Source organism: Embleya hyalina (assembly GCF_003967355.1).
GTDB classification, from domain to species: Bacteria; Actinomycetota; Actinomycetes; order Streptomycetales; family Streptomycetaceae; genus Embleya; species Embleya hyalina.
In genome coordinates this window covers 291,407-313,058 of record NZ_BIFH01000017.1, presented here as the reverse complement: position 1 = coordinate 313,058, position 21,652 = coordinate 291,407, and the positions used below count along the sequence as shown (strand labels likewise).

Genomic DNA, 21,652 nt, shown 5'->3' with positions numbered 1-21,652 from the left:
CCCCGCCCACGGCCGCGACGGCCTTGGCTCGTGCGGCTCTTGACGGCGAATTAGCATGCGGGCATGTTCGACTTCACGCCGGGACCCGAGCCGATCGACCCCACTCCGCAGGTCGAGGCGCATCTGACGGCGGCCTTCGGCGAGCCGACCGGGCGGGCCGGCGTCACCTTCGTGGGGGCCGATCGCATCGAGGTGTTGCGCTTCGGGCCCGACACCGAGGGTGTGCTCCGGTACGCGACGGTGGGCATGTCCCGGGCGCCGATGGCCGATCCGGCGGCGGCGCTCGCCGATCCGGTGGCGGGCCCGCGGGCGGAACTGGTGCTCTCGGTGCGCGGCGGCCACGACTCGGTACTGCGCCCGCTGGCCGTGCTGGGCGCGACCCCGCAGGTGGAGGGCCTGGTGATCGCCCCCGGCGCGTCGCTCGATCTGGGCGGCCCGCTGTGGGAGGGCGGCGCGTTCCACGCGGTTCTGGTCGCCGAACCCGGCGGTCTGGTCGTGGACCTGCCGCTGCCGGCACCCGCCGACCCGGTCCGCTTCTTCCCCCTTCTCCCGATGACCCCGGCCGAGGCCGCCTGGAAACGCGCACAGGGCGCGGAGGCCCTCCAGGAGAAATGGCTCCGCCACGCCACGGATCTCCGCGACCCCGACCGCCGCGCGGTGCCGTTGGGCTGAGGGGTGGGATCACGGCGGCTGTCCATGACCCACGTCACCGGGCGCCCCCTACTGCGTGGTGGGGTCGGCTCCCTATCCTCGAACCCGTCCGTCGATGTGCTCGTCGTCCGTCGCCACCCGACCTCCCAGGGGCGGGTACCCGAATCGGGTTCGACGAGCGTTCGACGTGATGTGTCCTGTTCGATGTGTTACCAGGCGAGAGGGGACCGAGATGCAGTTCGGCCGCTACTACGAGGAGTTCGAGGTCGGTGCGATCTACAAGCACTGGCCCGGGAAGACCGTGACCGAGTACGACGACCACCTGTTCTGTCTGCTCACCATGAACCACCACCCGCTGCACATGGATGCCAACTACGCCGAGAAGACCACCGATTTCGGCCGGAACGTGGTGGTGGGCAACTACATCTACTCGCTGCTGCTCGGCATGTCGGTGCCGGACGTCTCGGGCAAGGCCATCGCCAACCTGGAGATCGAGTCGCTGCGACACGTGGCACCGACGTTCCACGGGGACACCATCTACGGCCAGACCCTCGTCCTGGACAAGTGGGAGTCGAAGTCCAAGGACGACCGGGGCGTCGTCTACGTGGAGACCAAGGGCTACAAGCAGGACGGCACGCTCGTGTGTGTGTTCAAGCGCAAGGTCATGGTGCCCAAGGAGAGCTACGGGGAAAAGCGTGGCGGCGAGCAGCCCGGGCGCCCGGAACCGATCGAGGGCTGAGCGGAAACCCGATGCGTCGAGCGCGGGCGGGTCGCTCCCGGCAGCGGTGCGACCGCCCGCGCCCGACGCGAACGGACGCGGGGGCGGAGCCGGCGGACCGACGGACGCCCTACGGCAGTTCGTCGGGCGTCGGGTAGGACGACTGGGCGCCCGCGCGCCGGACCGCTGCCGCGCCGGCGCGGACCGCGTACCGGGTCGCGGCGGGCAGGGCGTCGCCGGCGGCCAGCCGCCAGGCCAGCGCGCCGGTGAACGCGTCGCCCGCGCCCGTGGTGTCGACCGCGGTCACCGGCGGCGCGGCGATGTGCACCGGTTCCGCGTCGGCCTCGGCGATCAGCGCACCGGCAGAGCCCAGCGTGAGCACGATCGAACGTGGGCTCGGGTCGAGCGCCCGCAACAGCTTCAGCGCCTCGCGGGCGTCGCCGTCGCCCGCGATCGTGGTTGCCTCGTGCTCGTTGAGGACGAGCGGATCGCAGGCCCGGAGCAGCGTTCCGGAGGTCAGCACATCCCTCGAAACGGCCGGCGACGGGTTCAGCACCACCCGGGTGTGCGCCGCCTCGCAACGTTCGATCACCGCCCGGACGGTGTCCAGCGGGATCTCCAGTTGCAGGGAGACCACCGCGGCGGCCTCGATCGCCGGGGCCAGGTCGGTCACATCGGTCGGCGCGAAGCGGGCGTTGGCTCCGGGGGCCACGGTGATGGTGTTCTCGCCCGCGTCGTCGACCGTGATCAGCGCGACGCCCGAGGAGCCGGGGAAGGTGCGCATCGCCTCGGTGCGAACGCCCTCCCGGCGCAGCGTGGCGAGCAACATGCGGCCGTGGTCGTCGTCGCCCACCCGGCCGGCCAGCGCCACGTCGGCGCCCAGCCGCGCCGCCGCGACCGCCTGATTGGCGCCCTTGCCGCCCGGGTGCACCGCCAGGTCGCCGCCGAGGACCGTCTCGCCCGGGCGGGGGTGTGCCGGTACCCGGACCACCAGGTCGGCGTTGATCGAGCCGACCACCAGCAAGCGTGCGGGGCCGTTCACGCCACACCCGGGACGTTCCACTCGCGCAGGGCGTCGAGGAGGCCGTCGACCAGGTCGAGTCGGCCCAGTTCGCCGGCGGCGATCCAGCGCACCGCGTCGGCGTCGTCGCCCGCGCGCAGGGTGCCGCCGTGGGGTGTACAGGCGTAGTCGCGGATCTCGTAGGTGCCGCCGTCGGGCGCGGGTCGCGACACCGAGCCGACCAGCGGCCCCACAGTCACCTCGAGTCCGGTCTCCTCGACCATCTCCCGGGCCAGCGCGACCGCGTCGGTCTCACCTGCCTCGACCCGCCCGCCGGGCAGCGACCACCGCCCCTCGCCCGGCATTTTCGCGCGTCGCACCAGGAGCACCCGTCCCTCCGAGTCCAGGACGATCGCACCGACGCAGGGAATGAGCCGCATGCCTCCCGAGCCTAGTCCCCGTTCGGCGGATCCCGACGGGGGCCGCGCCGCCGGACTCGGCGTCGAGGGGCGCTCGGGCGCGCGCGTCCGGCGCGTCGCGGGCGGTCGTACGCCGGTCGGCGGCCCGGACGCACCGAAGGAGTGATCGTCCTTGACGCGAAGCCTCGGGCAGTGGACCGTCTTGTCCTATGAAGGGCGAGCCGAGCTGCCCCCGCTGCGGCGGCCGGGTCCGCGCTCCGGGTCTGTTCTCGGAGACGTGGGAATGCGAGATCCATGGCGCCGTGCCTCCGCTGCAACCCGTCGTGCCGCCCAGTGTCGAGGCGTTGGACGCGGTGGTGCGCCGCTCCCGCGTGCCGGTCTGGTTGCCCTGGCCGCTGCCGGTCGGCTGGCTCTACACCGGGGTCGCCCACGCGGGTGACGATCGTGGTGGCTCGCGGGCGGTCGCGGTCGCCTGTACCGGTCCCGCGCCGCTGGGCGGGCGCGGCGAACTGGTGCTCGTGGCCGAGGAGGTGGGGGTCGGACTCGGCGCCCGCTACGCCGGGTTGCCCGGTCACGATCCCGGTGGCGACTTCGTCAAGTCCGCGCCCGCGAAGCTGATGGCGGCCGGTCGGCCGACCCCGCTGTGGTGTGTCACCGACTCGCCGGCCGACCGCGCGGTGTACGCGGGCGAGGCGATGGGGTTGTGGTTGTGGGCGATCCTGTGGCCGTGCAAGGCGGGGCATCTGGTCTACGACGACGTCGTCCTCACCGATCTGCGCGACGCCGGGGCCGAGTTGCAGCTGTTGCCGTGCGGAGCGCTGTCCCCGCAACTGCTCGACCGCTGACCCGCGGGGGCCCGGGGTCGTACGGGCGAGCGGATCCGGGTGACTAGGGTCGGGAGCGTCCATCGACCCTCCCGCAGACGAGGTCCGCGTGCGCATCGACCTGCACACCCACAGCACCGCTTCCGACGGTACCGACGCACCCGCCGACCTGGTCCGCAAGGCGCGGGCGGCCGGCCTGGACGTGGTGGCGCTCACCGACCACGACACCACCGCGGGCTGGGCGGCCGCGGCCGAGGCGCTGCCCGACCGGCTGACGCTGGTGCGCGGCGCGGAGATCTCCTGCGTGGCCGAGGGCGGGATCAGTCTGCACATGCTGGGCTACCTGTTCGACCCCGCCGAGCCCGAGTTCGCCCGGGCGCGCGAGCTGGTCCGCACCGACCGGGTCCGTCGGGCCGAGGCGATGGTGGCGCGCTGCCGGGAACTGGGCGCGCCGATCACCTGGGAGCGGGTACGGGAGATCGCGGGCGGCGGTGCGGTGGGCCGGCCGCACGTGGCCACCGCCCTGGTCGAGGCGGGCGTGGTCGCGGACGTGTCCGCCGCGTTCACGCCCGAGTGGCTCAAGGACGGCGGGCGGGCGTTCGTGGGCAAGTACGAGATCCGAGCCGCCGACGCGGTGCGACTGATCACCGGCGCGGGCGGGGTCGCGGTGTTCGCCCACCCGGGCGCGGTCACGCGCGGGCGAACCGTCTCCGACGCCACGATCGCCGAGCTGGCCGAGGCGGGTCTGGCCGGGATCGAGGTGGACCACATGGACCACGACGACACGATGCGGGCACACCTGCGCGGTCTCGCCGGGGAGCTGCGGCTGATCACCACCGGTTCGAGTGACTACCATGGCACCCGCAAAACGATCAATCTCGGAGAAAACACCACAGATCCAGAGTCGTACGGGGCGATCGCGGAACTGGCGACAGGAGCAAGACCCCTCACCCCATGAACTGGTTCGACGTCACTCTCTTCGGCTCGTCCTTCGTCACCCTCTTCGTGATCATGGACCCGCCGGGCATCATCCCGCTGTATCTGAGCTTCACCGGTGGCCGACCGCAGGCCGTGCGCAAGCGCATGGCCTGGCAGGCGGCCACCGTCGCGTTCTGCGTGATCTCCGTCTTCGGTCTGTTCGGGCAGAAGCTCCTCGACTATCTGCACGTGTCGATCCCGGCGCTGAAGGTGTCCGGAGGTCTGCTGCTGCTTTTGGTGGCACTGTCGTTGCTCACCGGCAAGGCCGAGGAGCCGACCGAGAACAAGGACGTCAATGTCGCGCTGGTGCCCCTCGGCACACCCCTCCTGGCCGGCCCCGGCGCGATCGTGGCCGCGATCGTCGGCGTGCAGAAGGCGCACGACGCCGGGCAGTACCTCGGTGTGTGGACCGCGATCGTGGCGATCCACGTGGTGTTGTGGCTGACCATGCGCTTCTCGCTCGGCATCATCAAGATCATCAAGGAGAGCGGCGTGGTCCTGGTGACCCGGCTCTCGGGCCTGCTGCTCTCGGCGATCGCGGTACAGCTGTGCGCGGACGGGGTCCGGGGTTTCATCGAGGCGAAGCCATAGGGTGCGAAAGGCAACAGCCGTGGTTGGGGAGAGGCGGAGGAACATGAGCAAGTCGGTACGCGGCGTCGTCGCACGCGCCAAGGGCGCACCGGTCTCGATCGAGACCATCGTGGTGCCGGACCCGGGTCCGGGCGAGGCGCGGGTGAAGGTGCAGGCGTGCGGCGTCTGCCACACGGACCTGCACTATCGCGAGGGCGGCATCGGTGACGACTACCCGTACCTGCTCGGCCACGAGGCCGCCGGCATCGTCGAGTCGGTCGGCGAGGGCGTCACCGAGGTGGCCGTCGGCGACTTCGTGATCCTGAACTGGCGTGCGGTGTGCGGTGATTGCCGGGCGTGTCGGCGCGGCCGTCCGCAGTACTGCTTCGCCACGCACAACGCCACGCGGAAGATGACCCTGGAGGACGGCACCGAGCTGAGCCCCGCGCTCGGGATCGGCGCGTTCGCCGAACTGACCCTGGTCGCCGCCGGACAGTGCACCAAGGTCGACCCCGAGGCGGACCCCGCCGCGGCCGGCCTGCTCGGCTGCGGCGTGATGGCGGGCCTGGGCGCGGCGGTGAACACCGGCAACGTCGGCCGCGGCGACACGGTCGCGGTGATCGGCTGCGGCGGTGTCGGCGACGCGGCCGTCGCCGGTGCCCGGCTCGCCGGCGCGGCGCGGGTCATCGCCGTCGACCTCGACGACCGCAAGCTGGAGTGGGCCCGCCGGGCCGGCGCCACGCACACGGTGAACTCGACGTCGGGCGACCCGGTCGAGGCGATCCGCGAACTCACCGGCGGCTTCGGCGCCGACGTGGTGATCGACGCGGTCGGCCGCCCGGAGACCTACAAGCAGGCGTTCTACGCCCGCGACCTGGCCGGCACCGTGGTCCTGGTGGGCGTGCCCACCCCGGACATGACGCTCGAACTGCCCCTGCTCGACGTGTTCGGCCGCGGCGGCGCGCTCAAGTCGTCCTGGTACGGCGACTGCCTGCCCTCGCGCGACTTCCCGATGCTGATCGACCTGTACCGCCAGGGTCGTTTCGACCTGGACGCGTTCGTCAGCGAGCGGATCACCCTGGCCGACGTCGAGGCCGCGTTCGAGAAGATGCACCACGGCGACGTGCTGCGCTCGGTGGTGATCCTGTGACGGCCGGCGGCATCGACCACGTGGTCACCTCGGGCGTTTTCTCGCTCGACGGCCAGGACTTCGACGTGGACAACAACGTGTGGATCGTCGGCGACGACCGCGAGGTGGTGGTGGTCGACGCCGCACACGACGCGGCGGCCATCGCGGCGCGCGTGGGCGACCGTACGGTGACCGGCATCGTGCTCACCCACGGCCACAACGATCACATCAACGCCGCCGCCGAGTTGGCCGAACGCACCGGTGCGCCGATCCATCTGCACCCGAGCGACCGGATGTTGTGGGACGCGGTGTATCCCGACCGCGCGCCGGACGTCGACCTGGCCGACGGCGAGGTGATCACCGTCGCGGGTCTGGACCTGCGGGTCCTGCACACCCCGGGCCACGCGCCGGGCGCGGTCTGCCTGTACGCCCCGGACCTGGCCGCGCTCTTCTCCGGCGACACGCTGTTCAAGGGCGGCCCCGGCGCCACGGGCCGCTCGTTCTCGTCGTTCCCGGTGATCCTGGAGTCGATCAAGGGCCGCCTGCTCGGCCTGCCCGAGGGCACGCGCGTGCTCACCGGGCACGGCGACGAGACGACGATCGGCGCGGAGGCGGCGGACTACGACGCGTGGGTGACCCGGGGCCACTGAGCCGGCCCGATCGTGTCCGGATACGACGAGGGCGCTCCCCGTACGGGGGAGCGCCCTCGGTTCAGCCTCAGTCGAAAAATCAGCCCGCGTCCGCCGCCGTCTTCACGGGACGGATGTACAGGCGCTCGCCGTAGGCCTCGGCCCGTTTCAGGGCCGCCTGTACGGTGTCGATGTCGACGACGGCGCAGTTGGCCGGGTTGGACCCGGTCGATTCCTGGGCTCGGCTGAGGTTGGTGATTCGGTAACGCATGTGCGTCTCCCTTCCCTCCGGTCCGAAGTAGCGCGGGGCGACACGGTCATGCCGACAGCCCCGCTCACAAGGATGGGTGCCGGGATCCGCGAGGATCGGGTAAGACCCGACAAGGGTCACAACCGGCACCGCACTGAACAACAGCGGTCACACCGATAGCATTCCCATGACTGAAATGTTCCTTTCCTGACATCCGATGGCTTACACGTGACGCATGACGCGACATCGCGCGTGAGGCAAGCGAGGACGCGACGGCGGCCGGCATAGGACAATGCGGTCTGAACACATCGACACGCGGCCGGGCGCCGGTCACCCGGCCGCCACGGGAGGACGAGAGACTTTGCACGATCCGGGAGAGGACGACGTCCGGACGGGCGCGACGGCCGCCTTCGGCGCCGTGGTGCACGAATCCGGCGAGGACCTCGGCGCCGAGCACGGCGGTCCGCTGGAGGACCACCCGGTCGCGGGCTTCGAGGACGTCCCCGGAGCGCTGGCGGAGTTGACCGAACCGTTCACCCGACCGGCCGTCCTGGTGCGATCCGTTTCGCCGCCCCTGCACTTCGGGACCCACGCGCTGTTCGTCGACGTCGGCTACGTGTACGCGGCGATGGGCCTGCTCGTCGCCGGCTCCGCCGAACGCCGGGCCTTCCGGGTGGACGCGGAGCAGTTGATCACCGGTCTGATCGACGAGGCCCGCCGGGTGTTCCCGGAGGGCCGCCTGCTGCGGGTGTACTGGTACGACGGCGCGCGCGAGCGGGTGCACACCGTGGAGCAGCGACAGATCGCCGAACTCCCCGACGTGAAGGTACGACTGGGCAACCTCAACGCGCACAACCAGCAGAAGGGCGTCGACTCGCTGATCCGCAGCGACCTCGAATCGCTGGCCCGCAACCACGCGATCGACGACGCGGTGGTGATCAGCGGCGACGAGGACCTGGTCTCGGCGGTCGAGGCGGCCCAGTCCTACGGCGTACGGGTGCACCTGTGGGGTGTCGAACCCGCGTACGGCACCAACCAGGCCGACCCGCTGGTGTGGGAGGCCGACGTCACCCGAATGCTGCACCGCGAATTCTGCGAGACCTGCGTGACGCCGGTGATGTTGCCGCCGACGCACGCCGGCGTGCTGACCGTGCAGCCCGGCGGCCCGCCGACCGCCGAACAGGCGTGGCGGATCGGCCAGGAGATCGCCGAGCGCTGGCTGGTGGTGCGCGGCCGGGAGAACCTGGCCGACCTGATGCCCGGTCCGATGTTGCCCCAGGCCATCGACCGCGGCCTGCTCGTGGATGCCGAGAGTGTCCTCCAATACTCGCTGCGCCCGCACGAGGACCTGCGTCGCGCGCTGCGCAACGGCTTCTGGGACCGCCTCAACCACGAATTCGGCCTCTCCGGCACGGAGCCCGCCGAGTCCTGAACCGGGCTCGCCTTCGCCGTCTCTCCGAAGTGCGTCTTGTCGACCAGATAGGTGTAGGCTACATTTATTAGCTGAGCTAACAAACATTGTTCGGAGGTCTCGGATGCGGTCCCATCCCGAAGGCGCGCCGACCCGGGGCGAAGCTCAGGCCGACCACACCACCGCGAAGCCCGGAATCCTCAAACAGCCCATGTCCGTGTGGGCCACCGCGTTCGCCGCCGTCGTGGCGTTCATGGGGATCGGGCTGGTCGATCCGATCCTGCCCTCGATCGCCAAGGGGCTCGACGCCTCGCCGAGCCAGGTCTCGCTGCTGTTCACCAGCTACTTCCTGATCACCGCGGTGGCCATGCTGGTGACCGGATTCGTCTCCAGCCGGATCGGCGGGCGACGCACCCTCCTGCTCGGCCTCGCCCTCGTGGTGATCTTCGCCGGCCTCGCCGGCACCTCGGACTCGGTCGGCGAACTGGTCGGCTTCCGGGCCGGCTGGGGGCTGGGCAACGCGCTGTTCGTGTCCACGTCCCTCGCCGTCATCGTCGGTGCGGCGAGCGGTGGTTCGGCCGCGGCGATCCTGCTCTACGAATCGGCGCTGGGGCTCGGCATGGCCTGCGGCCCGCTGCTCGGCGCGGTGCTGGGCGACGCCAGTTGGCGCTACCCGTTCTACGGCACCGCCGCGCTGATGGCGATCGGCTTCGCGCTGATCGTCGGGCTGCTGAAGGAACAACCCCGGCCCGCCCGCAGGATCGCTCTGCTCGATCCGCTCAAGGCGCTCGGGCATCGGGGTCTGGCGACCACCGCCGCCGGCGCCTTCTTCTACAACTACGGCTTCTTCACGGTGCTCGCGTTCACCCCGTTCGTACTGGACATGAGCCCCTATCGCAGCGGCGCGGTGTTCTTCGCGTGGGGTGTCCTGCTCGCCGTCTGCTCGGTCCTGGTCGCCCCGCGACTCCAGGCCCGGTTCGGCTCGGCGAACGTGGCCGCCGCGAGTCTGCTGCTGTTCGCCGCGGACCTGGCGGTGCTCGCGTACGGCTCGACGTCGGTCGTTGTGACCGGTGTCATCGTTTCAGGCGCCTTCATCGGTATAAACAACACGGTGTTCACCGAATTGGCGCTCGAAGTCTCGGACTCGCCGCGACCCGTGGCGAGCGCGGGATACAACTTCGTCCGCTGGTTCGCCGCCGCGGCGGCGCCGTTCCTGGCGCCGAAGTTGGAGGAGCACTTCGACGTGCACGTGCCGTTCCTGGTCGCCGGCGCGGCCTGCGTGGTCGCCGCCGCCGTGTTGTTCGGCGCCCGCGGGATGCTCGCCGGCGTCGACCACCGCGACACCGACACCCCCACCGACGCCGCATCGCCGAACGCCCCCCGGCCCGTCGCGGCCACCGCCTGAACCGATAGAAGGAAGTGCACGACATGTACGAGCGCATTCTGGTCGCCGTCGACTCCACCCCCGAGGCCGACGACGTCCTGGCGCACACCGCCCGACTGGCCGGCGCGATCGGCGCGGCCGTCCGCGTCCTGCACGTGCAGACCCTGGACGTGGTGGACGGCGGCGGTGTCGGCGGCGTGGTCGAGGACGAGACCGCCGACGCCGCGGTCAAGGTGGTCACCGGCGCCGTGGACACGCTCAGGGCGGCCGGCGTCACCAACGTCGAGGGCTGGACCGAGGAAACCGTGCGCGGCGACGTGCCGAACGCGGTCCTCGACCAGGCCCGCGCCTTCGGCGCCGACCTGCTGATCCTGGGCGCCCGCCGACACGGCGGCGTGGCCAGTCTCTTCCTCGGCAGCGTCAGCGACACGGTCGCCCACCGCTCGGTCTGCCCGGTGCTGCTGATTCCCTGATCGCACACCCCACAGGGCCCGGATGCCGAAGGTCGGCGTCCGGGCTCAACCCTTTCGGGCCACGAAGTACACGTTCAGGAAGTCGCCCTCCAGGGACCGGGCCCGCACGTCCGTGAAGCCCGCCTCGGCCAGCTTGGCCCGGGCCGCCTGCTCGCCCCAGACCGTGCCCAGGCCCTCGCCGCCCTCGGCCAGCGAGACGGTCATGCAGTAGAAGACGGAGAAGGTGTACAACGCCGGTCCCAGCGGGTGTTCGAGGTTTTCCTCCAGCCTGCTGGACGCGGCGATCTCGCCCATCAGGAACACCCCGTCCGCACGCAGCGCGTCGGCGATCGCGGCCAGCGCGCGGGTCGGCCGGGCCAGGTCGTGGATCACGTCGAACGCGGTGATCAGGTCGTACGAGCCGAGCGGATCGGCCGCGTCGACCACCGCGAACTCCGCGTTGGACAGCCCCAGTCGCTCCGCCTCGCGGCGGGCCGCGGCGATGCCCTCGACGGAGATGTCCACGCCGCGGAACCGGCTGCGCGGGAACGCCCCGGCCAGCACGTTGACCGCGTGCCCCTGGCCGGTTCCCACGTCCAGCACGTCGATACCCGCCGCCAGCCGCTCGCCGAGACCGTCCACCAGCGGCACCACACCCGCCACCAGGGCCGCGTCCCAGACCCGGCCCGACTCCTCGGCCTGGAGCGCCTGGAAGCGCGGGTAGGCCGAGTACGGCACCCCGCCACCTTGCCGAAACGCCGTCACCACCCGCTCCTCGACCTCACCCATCAGCGCCAGGTACTGGGTGAAGCCGGCGAAGTTCTCCGGCCCGGCGGCCCGGGTCAGCGAGGCCGCGTGCTCCGGCGGCAGCCGATACGTGGCGGATTCCGGGGTGTACTCGACGAACCCGCCGGTGACCATGCCGCCCAGCCACTCGCGTACGTAGCGCTCGGTCAGCCCGGCGGCCCCGGCGATCTCCTCGCTCGTCGCGGGCGGCATCGCGGCCATCGTGTCGAACAGCCCGGTGCGATGGCCGACGCTGGTCAAAAAGGCCAGACAACCGTCGTCGAGGATGGTGATCAGGCGTCCCGCGAAGGCTTCCTGTCGCGCGGGATCGACGTCGAGGACGGTCATGGCAACTCCCGATCGGTCGGCTCGACGGGAGCCGCCCCGGACACGGGCGACGCCCGTATGGGAGAAAGATCTCCTTTGCCACGCTACGCCCGATTCGATCGGGCCGGGTACCGGGCGATCGAGTCTTCGGCCGGGGTCCTCGGCGGGCGAGCCGACGGACGTCGCCCAGGGGTCAGGCCCGATCCGCGTAGACCGCCACGTCCGTCCAGAAGTCCGCCAGCGCCGCCGCGGTGGCGCCCGGGGCCTCCACGTTCGGGGAGTGGTGGGTGCCCGGGATCGCCACGTGCGCCACACCCAGGCGCTCGGCCATCTCGGCCTGCCAGGGGACCGGCCAGGCGTAGTCCTCGACGCCGGAGATCACCAGCGCGGGCAGGCCGGCCGCGACGACCGCGGCGAGGTCGGCGACCAGATCGGGCTCGGAGCGCAGTTGTTCGGCCATGCCCAGCAGGCCCATCGGGACGGTGCCCAGCCAGCGGGCGTGCAGGAACGCGGCGATCGCCGGATCGGCGGGTGGCAGCAGACCGGCCTCCAGTTCGACCGCCTGCATCGCCTCCCACACCTCCTGGCGAGTGAGCACCGGCAGCACGTCCTCGAGCAGCAGCAGCCGCTCGATCTCGGGCGGGCAGATCGCCGCCGGACCGGTGCTCATCAGGGTCAGCGAGGCCAGCCGCTCCGGCGCGCGCAGCGCCACCGACCGGCACACCAGGCCGCCGTAGGAGTGCCCCACGAGGTGGATCGGCTCGCCCGGGGCCACCGCGTCCGCGATCGCGAGCACGTCGTCGACCAGCGCGTCGCGGGTGTACGCCGCCGGGTCGTCCGGGCCCTCGGTCTCGTACTGTCCGCGCTGGTCCACGGCCACCGTGTGGAAGCCGCGCCGGGCCAGCGGCTCGCCGAGCGCGATGAAGTCCTCCTTGCTGCCGGTGAACCCGGGCACGAGCACGGCGGTGCCCGGCCTCGGTCCGGCGGCCGGCGGGGTGGACTCCAGGACGGCGAATCGTCCGCGCCCGGTCGCCAGGCGACGGGAGCGGACGGTCCCGGGCAAGGTCAGAAAGCGTGGCGTACTCACGCCGTCGAGCCTACTTACCCGCAGGTACGACGACGGCCCCCGCCGCGAAGCGCGGACGTGATCGTCCACACTCCACACCGGAGGCCGGCGGGCGAGCGGCCGGAGCCGCCCATCGCTCGTCGAACTCAGCTCTCGTCGGTCGCGACCGCGCCCGCCTCGGCGCCCTCGGGACGACGCCGGGTGCGCCGGCGGCGACGCCGAGGCGCCCGCTCGCCGTCACCGTCCGCGTCCGCCCCACCGTCGGCGGGGGCCGCGACGATCACCGCGGTCGGCTCGACGAAGGCGGCGACCGGCGCGCCGACCGACTTCTCGGCCACGCTCGGCACCGCGCCGGTCGCCACGGCCGTGGCCACGGCCTCCCCGGCTTCGGCGCCGTTGACCCGACGCCGCCGCCGCGACCCGGGCGCCCGACGGCGGCTGGGCTCGCTCGACTCGGCGTCGGCCGCGGCCGGCCCGGCGGTGGAGGGCCCGGACGCGGCCGGACCGCTCCGGCTCCGCCCGCCCGCGCCGCCCTTGCGGCCCGACGCGCCCCGGCTGTTCTTGCCGGTCTCGCCCAGGTCCTCGACGTCCTCCGCGCCCAGCCCCGCACGGGTGCGGTCGGCGCGCGGCAGCACGCTGCCCACGGTGGTGGGGATGTCCAGGTCGGTGAACAGGTGCGGAGAGGTGGAGTAGGTCTCCACCGGGTCGGCGAAGCCCAGGTCCAGCGCCTTGTTGATCAGGCTCCAGCGCGGGATGTCCTCCCAGTCGACCAGCGTCACCGCGGTGCCGGAGGCACCCGCGCGGCCGGTGCGACCGATGCGGTGCAGGTAGGTCTTCTCGTCGTCGGGGCACTGGTAGTTCACCACGTGGGTGACACCCTCGACGTCGATCCCGCGCGCCGCGACGTCGGTGGCCACGAGCACGTCCACCTTGCCGTTGCGGAACGCGCGCAGCGCCTGCTCGCGCGCGCCCTGGCCGAGGTCGCCGTGCACGGCGGCGGAGGCGAAGCCCCGCTCGGCCAGGCCCTGGGCCAGGTCGGCCGCGGTGCGCTTGGTCCGGCAGAACACCATGACCAGGCCGCGCCCGTTGGCCTGCAGGACCCGGGCCATCAGCTCGGGCTTGTCCAGGCCGTGCGCGCGGTAGACGTGCTGCTGTACCGACTTGACGGTGGCGCCCGCGTCGTCCGGCTCCGAGGCGCGGATGTGCGTGGGGCGGCTCATGTAGCGGCGCGCCAGGGTGATGATCTGGCCCGGCATGGTGGCCGAGAACAACATCGTCTGACGGCGGGCGGGCAACCGCTCGACGATCTTCTCGACGTCGGGCAGGAAGCCCAGGTCGAGCATCTCGTCGGCCTCGTCCAGGACCAGCATCTTGACCTCGGACAGGTTCACGTGCCCCTGTCCGACCAGGTCGAGCAGTCGACCGGGGGTGCCGACGACCACGTCGACGCCCTTCTTGAGGGTGTCGATCTGCGGCTCGTACGCCCGGCCGCCGTAGACGGCGAGCACCCGCACGTTGCGCAGCTTGCCCGCGGCCTGGAGGTCGTTGGTCACCTGCACGCACAGCTCGCGCGTGGGGACCACGACCAGGGCCTGGGGGGTGCGGCCGGCAACCGTGCCGGCGGGCGCGCGGCCCGCCTCGATGTCGGCCGCCACCACGATGCGCTGCAGCAGCGGGATGCCGAAACCGAGGGTCTTGCCGGTCCCGGTCTTGGCCTGGCCGATCACGTCGCTGCCGGAGAGCGCGACGGGAAGGGTCATCTCCTGGACGGGGAAAGCCTCGACGATGCCGAGCGCTTCCAGCGCCTCGGCCGTCTCCGAAAGTACTCCGAGTTCGCGAAAAGTTGTCAGGGGTCCAGCCTCTTCTGTGTGGTGGGGGCCGTCAGTACCGAAAGCGGGTCGAGACCGAGGCGCCCATCGAAAAAGCGGGGCGCGGCACGGGACCTCTCGCCTTCGGGCGGCCACCCGAGCGGGTCGGTCGGAGCCAGTCGTCCTCCGACCGGGCATCCGCGTTCACTACCACTGTACCCGGCGGCGTGCGGCCGGTGGGGTGATGCTCATTACTGCTTGTCCGGAGATGGGCGACTCCGCCCGGACGTGGTGCCCACGTGACCGCGGTCCGCTCACTACGCTGCGTACTTGTGAACATCGGGCCGCACGGCCCGGGGGAACACGAGCGAAGGGGTGGGCATGAGCGAGGGTACGGAGCCGACGGGGGAGACGCGGGCGGCCGTGATCGAACTGCTCGGCGTGCTCGCGTACGGCGAGATCACCGCCTTCGAGCGGCTGGCCGAGGACGCCAAGATGGCCCCCACCGTCGAGGACAAGGCCGCACTGGCCGCGATGGCGGTCGCCGAGTTCCAGCACTTCACCCTGCTGCGTGATCGCATCGCCGCGCTCGGCGCGGACCCGGCCCGGGCGATGGACCCCTTCATCGCGCCGCTGGACGAGTTCCACGTGCACACCGCCCCCGCCGACTGGCTGGAGGGCCTGGTCAAGGCATACGTGGGGGACGGGATCGCGGCCGACTTCTATCGTGAGGTGGCCGCGCATCTGGACGAGGTCAGCCGGGACCTGATCGTCGAGGTGCAGCGGGACACCGGGCACTCGGCGTTCGTGGTGGACGCGGTGCGTTCGGCGATCGAGCGCGACCCCAAGGTGGCGGGCCGGCTCGCGCTGTGGGGGCGGCGGCTGATGGGCGAGGCGCTCAGCCAGGCCCAGCGGGTCGCCGCGGAGCGGGACGTGTTGTCCACGATGCTGATCGGCGGCGGGGCCGGCCCCGGCTTCGACCTGGCCGAGATCGGCCGGATGTTCAACCGGATCACCGAGGCGCACCAGCGGCGCATGGCCGCCCTCGGGCTGGCCTCCTGACCCGGGCGCCGGTCACGACGAAGCCCGAGGGCGGGCGATCCGAACTCGGATCGCCCGCCCTCGGGCTCGCGCGGCGCCGCGTGCGGCACCCTTTGCTCAGGCGCCGGCGCCGAAGCCGACCTTGCGGGCCGAGGACTCGCCGATCTCGACGTAGGCCAGGTGCTTGGCGGGCACGATCACGCGGCGGCCCTTCTCGTCCGTCAGGGACAGCAGTGCGGACTCGCCCGACAACGCGTCGGCGATGGCCCGCTCGACGTCCTCCGGGTTGTCCGTGCTCTCCAGCACCAGTTCCCGCGCGGCGTGCTGTACGCCGATCTTGATCTCCACGGCTGTCCCTCCGGCCTTGAAATTCTGGAGATCGGCGCCGCGAGACTCGCGGGCCGTACCCTCCCCAGCAGGCTAGTCGAGAGCCGGGGTCACCGAACGCCATGACGGGTACGCCCAACGCGAACGCCGCACGGGAACAAGATCGCCCGGCGCCCGTATCCGCAGGTCCGCCCGCTCAGTGCGGCGGGTCGTCCTTGCGCGGGAAGCGGGAGATGCCGCGCCAGGACAGCGACGACACCAGCTGCGACGCGGCGTCGCGCGGGATGGTCGCGCCGCGCGCGATCCAGTAGCGCGCGGTGACCTGCGCCATGCCGGTCAGCCCGATCGCCAGGAGCATCGACTCCTCCTGACCGAGGCCGGTGTCCTCGGCGATGATCTTGCTCACCGCGTCGGCGCACATCTCGCTGACCCGCTCCACACGCTCGCGCACGGCGCTCTCGTTGGTCAGGTCCGACTCGAAGACCAACCGGAACGCGCCGCCGTCGTCGTCGACGAAGGCGAAGTAGGCGTCGACCGTGGCGGCCACTCGGAGCTTGTTGTCGTGCGTCGACTCCAGCGCTCGCCGCACCGCCGCGAACAGCGCCTCGCAGTGCTGGTCGAGCAGCGCCAGATACAGCTCCAGCTTGCCGGGGAAGTGTTGGTACAACACGGGCTTGCTGACGCCGGCGCATTCGGCGATGTCGTCCATCGCGGCGGCGTGGTAGCCCTGCTTGACGAAGACTTCCTGGGCGGCGCCGAGGAGTTGCGTTCTGCGCGCGAGCCGGGGCAGCCGGGTGCCGCGAGGACGGGGGTCCGCATCCTGGATGGCTGTCACGGGGCTCCTCAAGGTGTCGCTCAACGTGTCGCGGACACCGGATGGTTCGGTGATCCGGCGGGTCTTTCCACCACGTCATCCTACTTTCGGGTAACCCAGGGCGTAAGTTTCGTGGCGCAACGAAACAGGATCCCGCGCCTTCGACACCCCTCGCAAGGGGGCGCGTGAGGTGCGCGGACCGCCCGCGCGAGCCCCTCCCGGCGGGGTGATCGGGGTGGTCAGCGGTAGTCCTCGTCCTCCGCGCGCCCGACCCCGCGGCGCTGTTCGGTGGCGTCCGCGGGATTCACGCCGTCGGGCACCGACTCCCACACGGAATCCTCGTCCCCGTCGTCCGCCGCCACGGAGGTCTGCTGCTCCACCGCGTCGGGTACCGGGATCTCGGGGTCGTCGGCCGTTTCGTCGGACACAATGGCGTCACTGTGCGTGACGTCCTGGAACTCGGGGGTATCGTCGATTCCGTACATACGACCTCCCTGCCCGTGCGGTCCGCCGGTATTCGGTGTTCCCGCATGTCTGCGTGAGTCTGCGCAAGGCCCCGCATGTCCATGATCCGCCTCGAAAACGCTGCCGCACTTTCGGGATCGATGTCGAAACGTGATGTGGGAAGCGTTTAGAGTGACGTCATGAAACCGGGCAAACGCGCCGAGACCACCCTGTCGAGCGAAGACGGTCGGGGCATCCGCCCTTCCGTCCCAGTGATCATCTCGTAATATTGCCCACCGTGACGACCCTGAGCCCCGCAAGCGACGCCGACCCGACGCCCTGGCCTGCGCGAACGGTCGAGGTCGGGAGCGGTAGCGAGGTCGTGGTGCGCCGCGACGCGCTCGTCGACGCCGACCTGCCGCCCGCGATGATGATCCACGGGTTGGGCGGTTCGTCGCTGAACTGGACGGAACTCGCCGCCGAACTGCGGTCGGATCTTTCCGTGGAGCTGATCGACCTCCCGGGATTCGGATACTCCGCGCCGCCGCGCAACGGCGACTACTCGATCTCCGCGCACTGTCGTGCGGTCGAGGGCGCGATCCTGTCGCTGCGCAAGGGTCCGGTCCATCTGTTCGGCAATTCGATGGGCGGGGCGGTGGCCACCCGGCTCGCCGCCCGGCGGCCCGACCTGGTTCGCACGCTGACCCTGATCTCGCCCGCGCTGCCGGATCTGCGGGTGCGCCCGTCGGTGGTGCCCACGGCGCTGCTCGGGGTGCCGGGCGTCGGCCGCGCGCTGCTGCGGATGAGCCGGAACATGACACCCGAGGAGCGCACCCGGATGTCGATCGCGATGATGTACGGCAACCCGGGCGCGGTCGGTGAGAAGGCCTTCGCCGACGCCGCGGCCGAGTATCGGCGCCGGCTCGAACTGCCGTACATGATGGACGCGTTCTCGCACTCGACCCGGTCGGTGATCGGGGCCTACCTGGAGCGCGGCAGCCGGGCGCTGTGGCGCCAGGCGGCCGAGGTGCGGGCGTCCACACTGCTCGTCTACGGTCGTCGGGACCGACTGGTCGACCCGCGGATGGCCAAGCGGGCGACCGAGACCTTCCCCGACGCCCGACTGCTCGTGGTGCCCGATTCCGGGCACGTGGCCATGCTCGAACACCCCCGCGTGGTGGCCCGGGGTTTCCGCGAACTACTCGACGGGGCCCTCTCGCCGTCGAACGTGGTGGGGTGAACGCAGACTCATGGGACGTCATTCGGGCGTGCGGACGAGCGTGCAGTACGGCGGCGAGGAGTTGCCGGACGACGGACTCTCCGGCGGCTACGCGGCGGTGCCGCAGCAGGCCGACTACGGACAGGTCCACGAGGGCGGATACGCCGGCGGTTGGGCCGCCGGCCCGACCGACACGTCGTATGCCTCCGGGTACGTCGAGCAGGACACCGGCTACCACGGGTACCCCGTGGACCAGGGCTACGGCGGATACCCCACCGACGGGCAGCACACCGGGTCCTACGGCTACGAGGCCGTGCAGCACGGCTGGGAGCACCCCGCGCCGGCCGTCGACTCCGGCACCTGGGCGGCGGTCGGGACGATGCCCGGCGCGCCCGCGCACTGGGACGACCCGCTGGAGCCCTACGACGCGCAGCCGCAGACCGGCGGACACCCCGCGCAGAACTTCGCCGCCGGCACGTACGGCGCCGACACGTTCGGCGCCCCCGCGTTCGACACGGGCACGTTCGACACCGGGTCCTTCGGCGGCGACGGCTACGCCACCGGCGGCTACGCGGGTGTGGGCTACGCCAACGACCTGTACGCCGCGGACGCCTACCGGAGCGGGACGCACGCCGCGGTCGAGGCGCCCGCCGTGCCGACCTACGACACCACCACGTTCGAGCCGCAGAGCTTCGTCGGCTACGGCTACGACTCGTCGGGCGCGTACCCGATCGTGGCGCCGGTCGAGGATCCGTCGGTCGACGTGCTCCACGACCCGCCCGCGGAGTCCGCGCGGATCGACCTGCCCGGGGTGGGGCAGTACGCGATGGAGGCCGAGTCGTGGATCGACTCGGGACCCGAACTCGACCTGGAACAGCTTTCGTTCGCGACCGAGCCGGGCGACGACTTCGCCGACCCGAAGCCCCGGCGCCTCGAACCCGAGCCGGAGCACGGCTTCGAGCCGGACACCGGCAACGCCCCTCCGCGAGGCCGCGCGCAGACCCGCAAGGCGAACCGGCCCGCGCCGCGCAAGGGGCGGCGCACGCTGGTCGCGGCGGGCGGCGTGGTGGTGACCGGCGCGGTGCTCGCCGGCGCGGTCGTGCTGCAGATGCCCGACGAGGGCACGTCGACCCAGGCGTCCGGCGACGACCAGGCCGCGCCGGGCGCGGGCCACCGGCCCACCGACCAGGCCGCCTCGCGGGGCTCGGAGCGGGACCCGGTGGCCCCCGGCAGCGCCTCCGCGCTGCCGCTGCCCACGCCCCAGTCGCCGACCACCACCGACCAGCTCACCCTGCGCTTCCCGCTGGATCCGAAGCTGGGGCTGAGCGGCAAGTTCGACACCGTGCCCGGCAAGGAGGCCGCCCCCGGCGCGGGTCGCAAGTACACCTACGCGGTGGAGATCGAGCAGGGTCTGCAACTCGACGGCGAACTGTTCGCCACCACGGTGCAGAAGACGCTGAACGACAAGCGCAGTTGGGCGAGCGGCGGGCTGACCTTCGAGCGCACCGACAGCTCGCCGAAGGCGGACTTCGTGGTGCGGCTGGCCAGCCCGGAGACGGTGCACAAGACGTGCAGCCCCCTGGTCGGCGACACCAGCGAGGACAACGTCTCCTGCGACGCGTTCGGCACCCGGTGGGTGATGATCAACGCCTGGCGCTGGGCCCAGGGTTCGACCGCCTACGGCGACGACATCGTCGGCTACCGGCAGATGCTGATCAACCACGAGGTCGGCCACCGGCTCGGACACAACCACGAGAAGTCGTGCGGCGCGGGCGGCATCGGGGCCGGCCTGGCCCCGGTGATGATGCAGCAGACCAAGACCCGGGTCGCGAGCGAGGGCTCGATGAAGGGTCAGACCTGCGAGGCCAACCCGTGGCCGTACCCGTCGGGGAAGCTCACCAAGTAGTGGAATCCCGGTCCGCCGGGCGCCCTCGCGGGTGTCCGGCGGCCCCGCCGCGCGCGCATCTCACGGACCGGACCCGGTGCCCGGGAATCGGGACGAGCGTGACACTGTTGCGGTAGGAAAAGAGCCGAGATTAGACAGTCCGACCATCGGAGTTTCCGTGTCGCAGCTACCACCTCTGGTCGAGCCGGCCCCCGAGCTGACCGTCGACGAGGTCCGTCGTTACTCGCGCCACCTGATCATCCCCGACGTCGGGATGGCCGGGCAGAAGCGGCTGAAGAACGCCAAGGTGCTCTGTGTGGGCGCCGGTGGCCTGGGGTCGCCGGCGTTGATGTACCTCGCCGCGGCGGGTGTCGGCACGCTCGGGATCGTCGAGTTCGACACCGTCGACGAGTCCAACCTCCAGCGCCAGATCATCCACGGGCAGAGCGACATCGGCCGCTCGAAGGCCGAGTCCGCGCGTGACTCGGTCAAGGAGATCAACCCGTACACCGAGGTCGTCCTGCACGAGGAGCGGCTCGAGGCCGACAACGTGATGGAGATCTTCGGGCAGTACGACCTGATCGTCGACGGCACGGACAACTTCGCCACCCGCTACCTGGTCAACGACGCCTGCGTGCTGCTGAACAAGCCGTACGTGTGGGGCTCGATCTACCGCTTCGACGGTCAGGCGAGCGTGTTCTGGTCCGAGCACGGGCCGTGCTACCGCTGCCTGTACCCGGAGCCGCCGCCGCCCGGGATGGTCCCCTCCTGCGCCGAGGGCGGCGTGCTCGGCGTGTTGTGCGCGTCGATCGGGTCGATCCAGGTCAACGAGGCGATCAAGCTGCTCCAGGGCATCGGCGAGCCGCTGGTCGGCCGGCTGATGATCTACGACGCGCTGGAGATGACCTACCGCACGGTCAAGGTCCGCAAGGACCCCGAGTGCGCGGTCTGCGGCAAGAACCCGACCGTCACCGAGCTGATCGACTACGAGGCGTTCTGCGGCGTGGTCTCCGAGGAGGCCCAGGAGGCCGCGCTCGGCTCCACGATCACGCCCCGTCAGCTCAAGGAATGGCTCGACGCCGGCGAGAACATCGACCTGATCGACGTGCGCGAGCCGGGCGAGTACGAGATCGTGCAGATCCCGGGGTCGCGGCTGATCCCGAAGAACGAGTTCCTGATGGGCCGGGCCCTGGAGGACATGCCGCAGGACAAGCGGATCGTGCTCAACTGCAAGACGGGTGTGCGTTCGGCCGAGGTGTTGGCGGTGCTGCACGCCGCGGGCTTCAAGGACTCCGTGCACCTCGGTGGCGGTGTGATCGGTTGGGTCAACCAGATCGAGCCGGAGAAGCCGGTCTACTAGGTCCTCGGGGCCGGACGGCCGTGGCGTCTGCCCGGCCCTCCCGGCCGGGGGGTGTCCTCAAACGCCGGACGGGCTGAAGTTCGGTCGCGTTCGATGGTCGAGGTTGCTGTTCGCGGGCGCCTGCGGCGGGCTGTCCTCAAGCGCCGGACGGGCTGGAGTG

23 protein-coding genes are annotated in these 21,652 nt (G+C 71.5%); 14 read left to right on the top strand and 9 right to left on the bottom strand.

Annotated elements, in window-relative coordinates; translation table 11 throughout:
• Positions 1 to 63: 63 nt before the first annotated feature.
• Complete coding sequence (locus EMA17_RS14780) at positions 64 to 672, top strand: suppressor of fused domain protein (RefSeq protein WP_126637442.1); 609 nt, start codon at positions 64 to 66, stop codon at positions 670 to 672.
• Positions 673 to 883: 211 nt separating this feature from the next.
• Entirely contained in the window at positions 884 to 1,390 is a 507-nt protein-coding gene (locus EMA17_RS14775; protein WP_126637441.1) for a MaoC family dehydratase, read from the top strand.
• Between the two features lie 109 nt (positions 1,391 to 1,499).
• On the opposite strand, the gene EMA17_RS14770 is transcribed toward EMA17_RS14775, so the two are convergent.
• Together EMA17_RS14770 and EMA17_RS14765 are read right to left on the bottom strand one after the other, a co-directional pair.
• Entirely contained in the window at positions 1,500 to 2,411 is a 912-nt protein-coding gene (locus tag EMA17_RS14770) for a ribokinase (RefSeq protein ID WP_126637440.1), read from the bottom strand.
• A complete protein-coding gene (locus EMA17_RS14765; RefSeq protein WP_126637439.1) occupies positions 2,408 to 2,809 on the bottom strand; it encodes an NUDIX hydrolase in 402 nt (133 codons plus the stop codon). The genes EMA17_RS14770 and EMA17_RS14765 overlap by 4 nt, the downstream gene beginning before the upstream one ends.
• Positions 2,810 to 2,997: 188 nt before the next feature.
• Between EMA17_RS14765 and EMA17_RS14760 the strand changes: the two genes are divergently transcribed.
• The 5 genes from EMA17_RS14760 (at position 2,998) to EMA17_RS14740 (ending at position 6,939) form a co-directional block, all read left to right on the top strand.
• A complete protein-coding gene (locus EMA17_RS14760) occupies positions 2,998 to 3,633 on the top strand; it encodes a DUF6758 family protein (RefSeq protein ID WP_126637438.1) in 636 nt (211 codons plus the stop codon).
• Between the two features lie 88 nt (positions 3,634 to 3,721).
• Complete coding sequence (locus EMA17_RS14755) at positions 3,722 to 4,570, top strand: PHP domain-containing protein (protein WP_126637437.1); 849 nt, start codon at positions 3,722 to 3,724, stop codon at positions 4,568 to 4,570.
• Positions 4,567 to 5,181 (top strand): MarC family protein, encoded by a 615-nt coding sequence (locus tag EMA17_RS14750; RefSeq protein WP_126637436.1) that lies wholly within the window; start codon positions 4,567 to 4,569, stop codon positions 5,179 to 5,181. Before EMA17_RS14755 ends, EMA17_RS14750 begins: the two co-directional genes overlap by 4 nt.
• 43 nt (positions 5,182 to 5,224) lie before the next feature.
• Positions 5,225 to 6,310: an S-(hydroxymethyl)mycothiol dehydrogenase gene (locus EMA17_RS14745; protein WP_126637435.1), complete on the top strand. Its 1,086-nt coding sequence runs from the start codon at positions 5,225 to 5,227 to the stop codon at positions 6,308 to 6,310.
• On the top strand, positions 6,307 to 6,939 hold the full coding sequence (locus tag EMA17_RS14740; RefSeq protein ID WP_126637434.1) for an MBL fold metallo-hydrolase: 633 nt from the start codon (positions 6,307 to 6,309) through the stop codon (positions 6,937 to 6,939). Before EMA17_RS14745 ends, EMA17_RS14740 begins: the two co-directional genes overlap by 4 nt.
• 79 nt (positions 6,940 to 7,018) lie before the next feature.
• Here the strand turns inward: EMA17_RS14740 and EMA17_RS51735 are convergent, their stop codons facing one another.
• Positions 7,019 to 7,189 (bottom strand): DUF8834 family protein, encoded by a 171-nt coding sequence (locus EMA17_RS51735; protein WP_160161407.1) that lies wholly within the window; start codon positions 7,187 to 7,189, stop codon positions 7,019 to 7,021.
• Positions 7,190 to 7,529: 340 nt separating this feature from the next.
• Between EMA17_RS51735 and EMA17_RS14735 the strand changes: the two genes are divergently transcribed.
• From EMA17_RS14735 to EMA17_RS14725, 3 genes are all read left to right on the top strand, one after another.
• Positions 7,530 to 8,600, top strand: coding sequence for an NYN domain-containing protein (locus EMA17_RS14735; RefSeq protein WP_246126664.1), 1,071 nt, complete (start codon positions 7,530 to 7,532; stop codon positions 8,598 to 8,600).
• A 190-nt stretch (positions 8,601 to 8,790) separates the two neighbouring features.
• The gene (locus EMA17_RS14730; protein ID WP_246126663.1) at positions 8,791 to 9,984 is read left to right on the top strand and encodes an MFS transporter; all 1,194 of its coding nucleotides are present in this window, start codon (positions 8,791 to 8,793) and stop codon (positions 9,982 to 9,984) included.
• A gap of 23 nt (positions 9,985 to 10,007) precedes the next feature.
• Positions 10,008 to 10,436, top strand: coding sequence for a universal stress protein (locus EMA17_RS14725; RefSeq protein WP_126637431.1), 429 nt, complete (start codon positions 10,008 to 10,010; stop codon positions 10,434 to 10,436).
• Positions 10,437 to 10,481: 45 nt separating this feature from the next.
• On the opposite strand, the gene EMA17_RS14720 is transcribed toward EMA17_RS14725, so the two are convergent.
• The 3 genes from EMA17_RS14720 to EMA17_RS14710 form a co-directional block, all read right to left on the bottom strand.
• Entirely contained in the window at positions 10,482 to 11,549 is a 1,068-nt protein-coding gene (locus tag EMA17_RS14720) for a class I SAM-dependent methyltransferase (RefSeq protein WP_126637430.1), read from the bottom strand.
• Positions 11,550 to 11,721: 172 nt separating this feature from the next.
• The gene (locus EMA17_RS14715; protein WP_126637429.1) at positions 11,722 to 12,615 is read right to left on the bottom strand and encodes an alpha/beta fold hydrolase; all 894 of its coding nucleotides are present in this window, start codon (positions 12,613 to 12,615) and stop codon (positions 11,722 to 11,724) included.
• Between the two features lie 125 nt (positions 12,616 to 12,740).
• Positions 12,741 to 14,354 (bottom strand): DEAD/DEAH box helicase, encoded by a 1,614-nt coding sequence (locus EMA17_RS14710; protein WP_126637428.1) that lies wholly within the window; start codon positions 14,352 to 14,354, stop codon positions 12,741 to 12,743.
• A gap of 429 nt (positions 14,355 to 14,783) precedes the next feature.
• Here EMA17_RS14710 and EMA17_RS14700 point away from each other — a divergent pair, with 429 nt between their 5' ends.
• A complete protein-coding gene (locus tag EMA17_RS14700; protein ID WP_246126662.1) occupies positions 14,784 to 15,464 on the top strand; it encodes a ferritin-like fold-containing protein in 681 nt (226 codons plus the stop codon).
• Between the two features lie 96 nt (positions 15,465 to 15,560).
• Here EMA17_RS14700 and EMA17_RS14695 read toward each other — a convergent pair whose 3' ends face one another.
• The 3 genes from EMA17_RS14695 to EMA17_RS14685 form a co-directional block, all read right to left on the bottom strand.
• Positions 15,561 to 15,791: a DUF3107 domain-containing protein gene (locus tag EMA17_RS14695; RefSeq protein WP_126637425.1), complete on the bottom strand. Its 231-nt coding sequence runs from the start codon at positions 15,789 to 15,791 to the stop codon at positions 15,561 to 15,563.
• Between the two features lie 175 nt (positions 15,792 to 15,966).
• Entirely contained in the window at positions 15,967 to 16,605 is a 639-nt protein-coding gene (locus tag EMA17_RS14690) for a TetR/AcrR family transcriptional regulator (RefSeq protein WP_126637424.1), read from the bottom strand.
• A 218-nt stretch (positions 16,606 to 16,823) separates the two neighbouring features.
• The gene (locus EMA17_RS14685; RefSeq protein ID WP_126637423.1) at positions 16,824 to 17,069 is read right to left on the bottom strand and encodes a hypothetical protein; all 246 of its coding nucleotides are present in this window, start codon (positions 17,067 to 17,069) and stop codon (positions 16,824 to 16,826) included.
• A gap of 341 nt (positions 17,070 to 17,410) precedes the next feature.
• Between EMA17_RS14685 and EMA17_RS14680 the strand changes: the two genes are divergently transcribed.
• From EMA17_RS14680 to moeZ, 3 genes are all read left to right on the top strand, one after another.
• Entirely contained in the window at positions 17,411 to 18,268 is an 858-nt protein-coding gene (locus EMA17_RS14680; protein ID WP_126637603.1) for an alpha/beta fold hydrolase, read from the top strand.
• Between the two features lie 10 nt (positions 18,269 to 18,278).
• The gene (locus EMA17_RS54045) at positions 18,279 to 20,153 is read left to right on the top strand and encodes a DUF3152 domain-containing protein (protein WP_246126660.1); all 1,875 of its coding nucleotides are present in this window, start codon (positions 18,279 to 18,281) and stop codon (positions 20,151 to 20,153) included.
• 157 nt (positions 20,154 to 20,310) lie between these two features.
• On the top strand, positions 20,311 to 21,492 hold the full coding sequence (gene moeZ, locus EMA17_RS14670) for an adenylyltransferase/sulfurtransferase MoeZ (RefSeq protein WP_126637422.1): 1,182 nt from the start codon (positions 20,311 to 20,313) through the stop codon (positions 21,490 to 21,492).
• Positions 21,493 to 21,652: the final 160 nt, after the last annotated feature.

Excerpts from the sequence above, each read along its gene's own strand:
- EMA17_RS14780 (WP_126637442.1), top strand. The coding sequence starts at position 64 with ATGTTCGACTTCACGCCGGGACCCGAGCCGATCGACCCCACTCCGCAG.
- EMA17_RS14765 (WP_126637439.1), bottom strand. The coding sequence starts at position 2,809 with ATGCGGCTCATTCCCTGCGTCGGTGCGATCGTCCTGGACTCGGAGGGA.
- EMA17_RS14745 (WP_126637435.1), top strand. The coding sequence starts at position 5,225 with ATGAGCAAGTCGGTACGCGGCGTCGTCGCACGCGCCAAGGGCGCACCG.
- EMA17_RS14685 (WP_126637423.1), bottom strand. The coding sequence starts at position 17,069 with ATGTACGGAATCGACGATACCCCCGAGTTCCAGGACGTCACGCACAGT.
- EMA17_RS14775 (WP_126637441.1), top strand. The coding sequence starts at position 884 with ATGCAGTTCGGCCGCTACTACGAGGAGTTCGAGGTCGGTGCGATCTAC.
- EMA17_RS51735 (WP_160161407.1), bottom strand. The coding sequence starts at position 7,189 with ATGCGTTACCGAATCACCAACCTCAGCCGAGCCCAGGAATCGACCGGG.
- EMA17_RS14710 (WP_126637428.1), bottom strand. The coding sequence starts at position 14,354 with ATGACCCTTCCCGTCGCGCTCTCCGGCAGCGACGTGATCGGCCAGGCC.
- EMA17_RS14730 (WP_246126663.1), top strand. The coding sequence starts at position 8,791 with ATGTCCGTGTGGGCCACCGCGTTCGCCGCCGTCGTGGCGTTCATGGGG.
- EMA17_RS14750 (WP_126637436.1), top strand. The coding sequence starts at position 4,567 with ATGAACTGGTTCGACGTCACTCTCTTCGGCTCGTCCTTCGTCACCCTC.
- EMA17_RS54045 (WP_246126660.1), top strand. The coding sequence starts at position 18,279 with ATGGGACGTCATTCGGGCGTGCGGACGAGCGTGCAGTACGGCGGCGAG.
- EMA17_RS14725 (WP_126637431.1), top strand. The coding sequence starts at position 10,008 with ATGTACGAGCGCATTCTGGTCGCCGTCGACTCCACCCCCGAGGCCGAC.
- EMA17_RS14700 (WP_246126662.1), top strand. The coding sequence starts at position 14,784 with ATGAGCGAGGGTACGGAGCCGACGGGGGAGACGCGGGCGGCCGTGATC.
- EMA17_RS14760 (WP_126637438.1), top strand. The coding sequence starts at position 2,998 with ATGAAGGGCGAGCCGAGCTGCCCCCGCTGCGGCGGCCGGGTCCGCGCT.
- EMA17_RS14720 (WP_126637430.1), bottom strand. The coding sequence starts at position 11,549 with ATGACCGTCCTCGACGTCGATCCCGCGCGACAGGAAGCCTTCGCGGGA.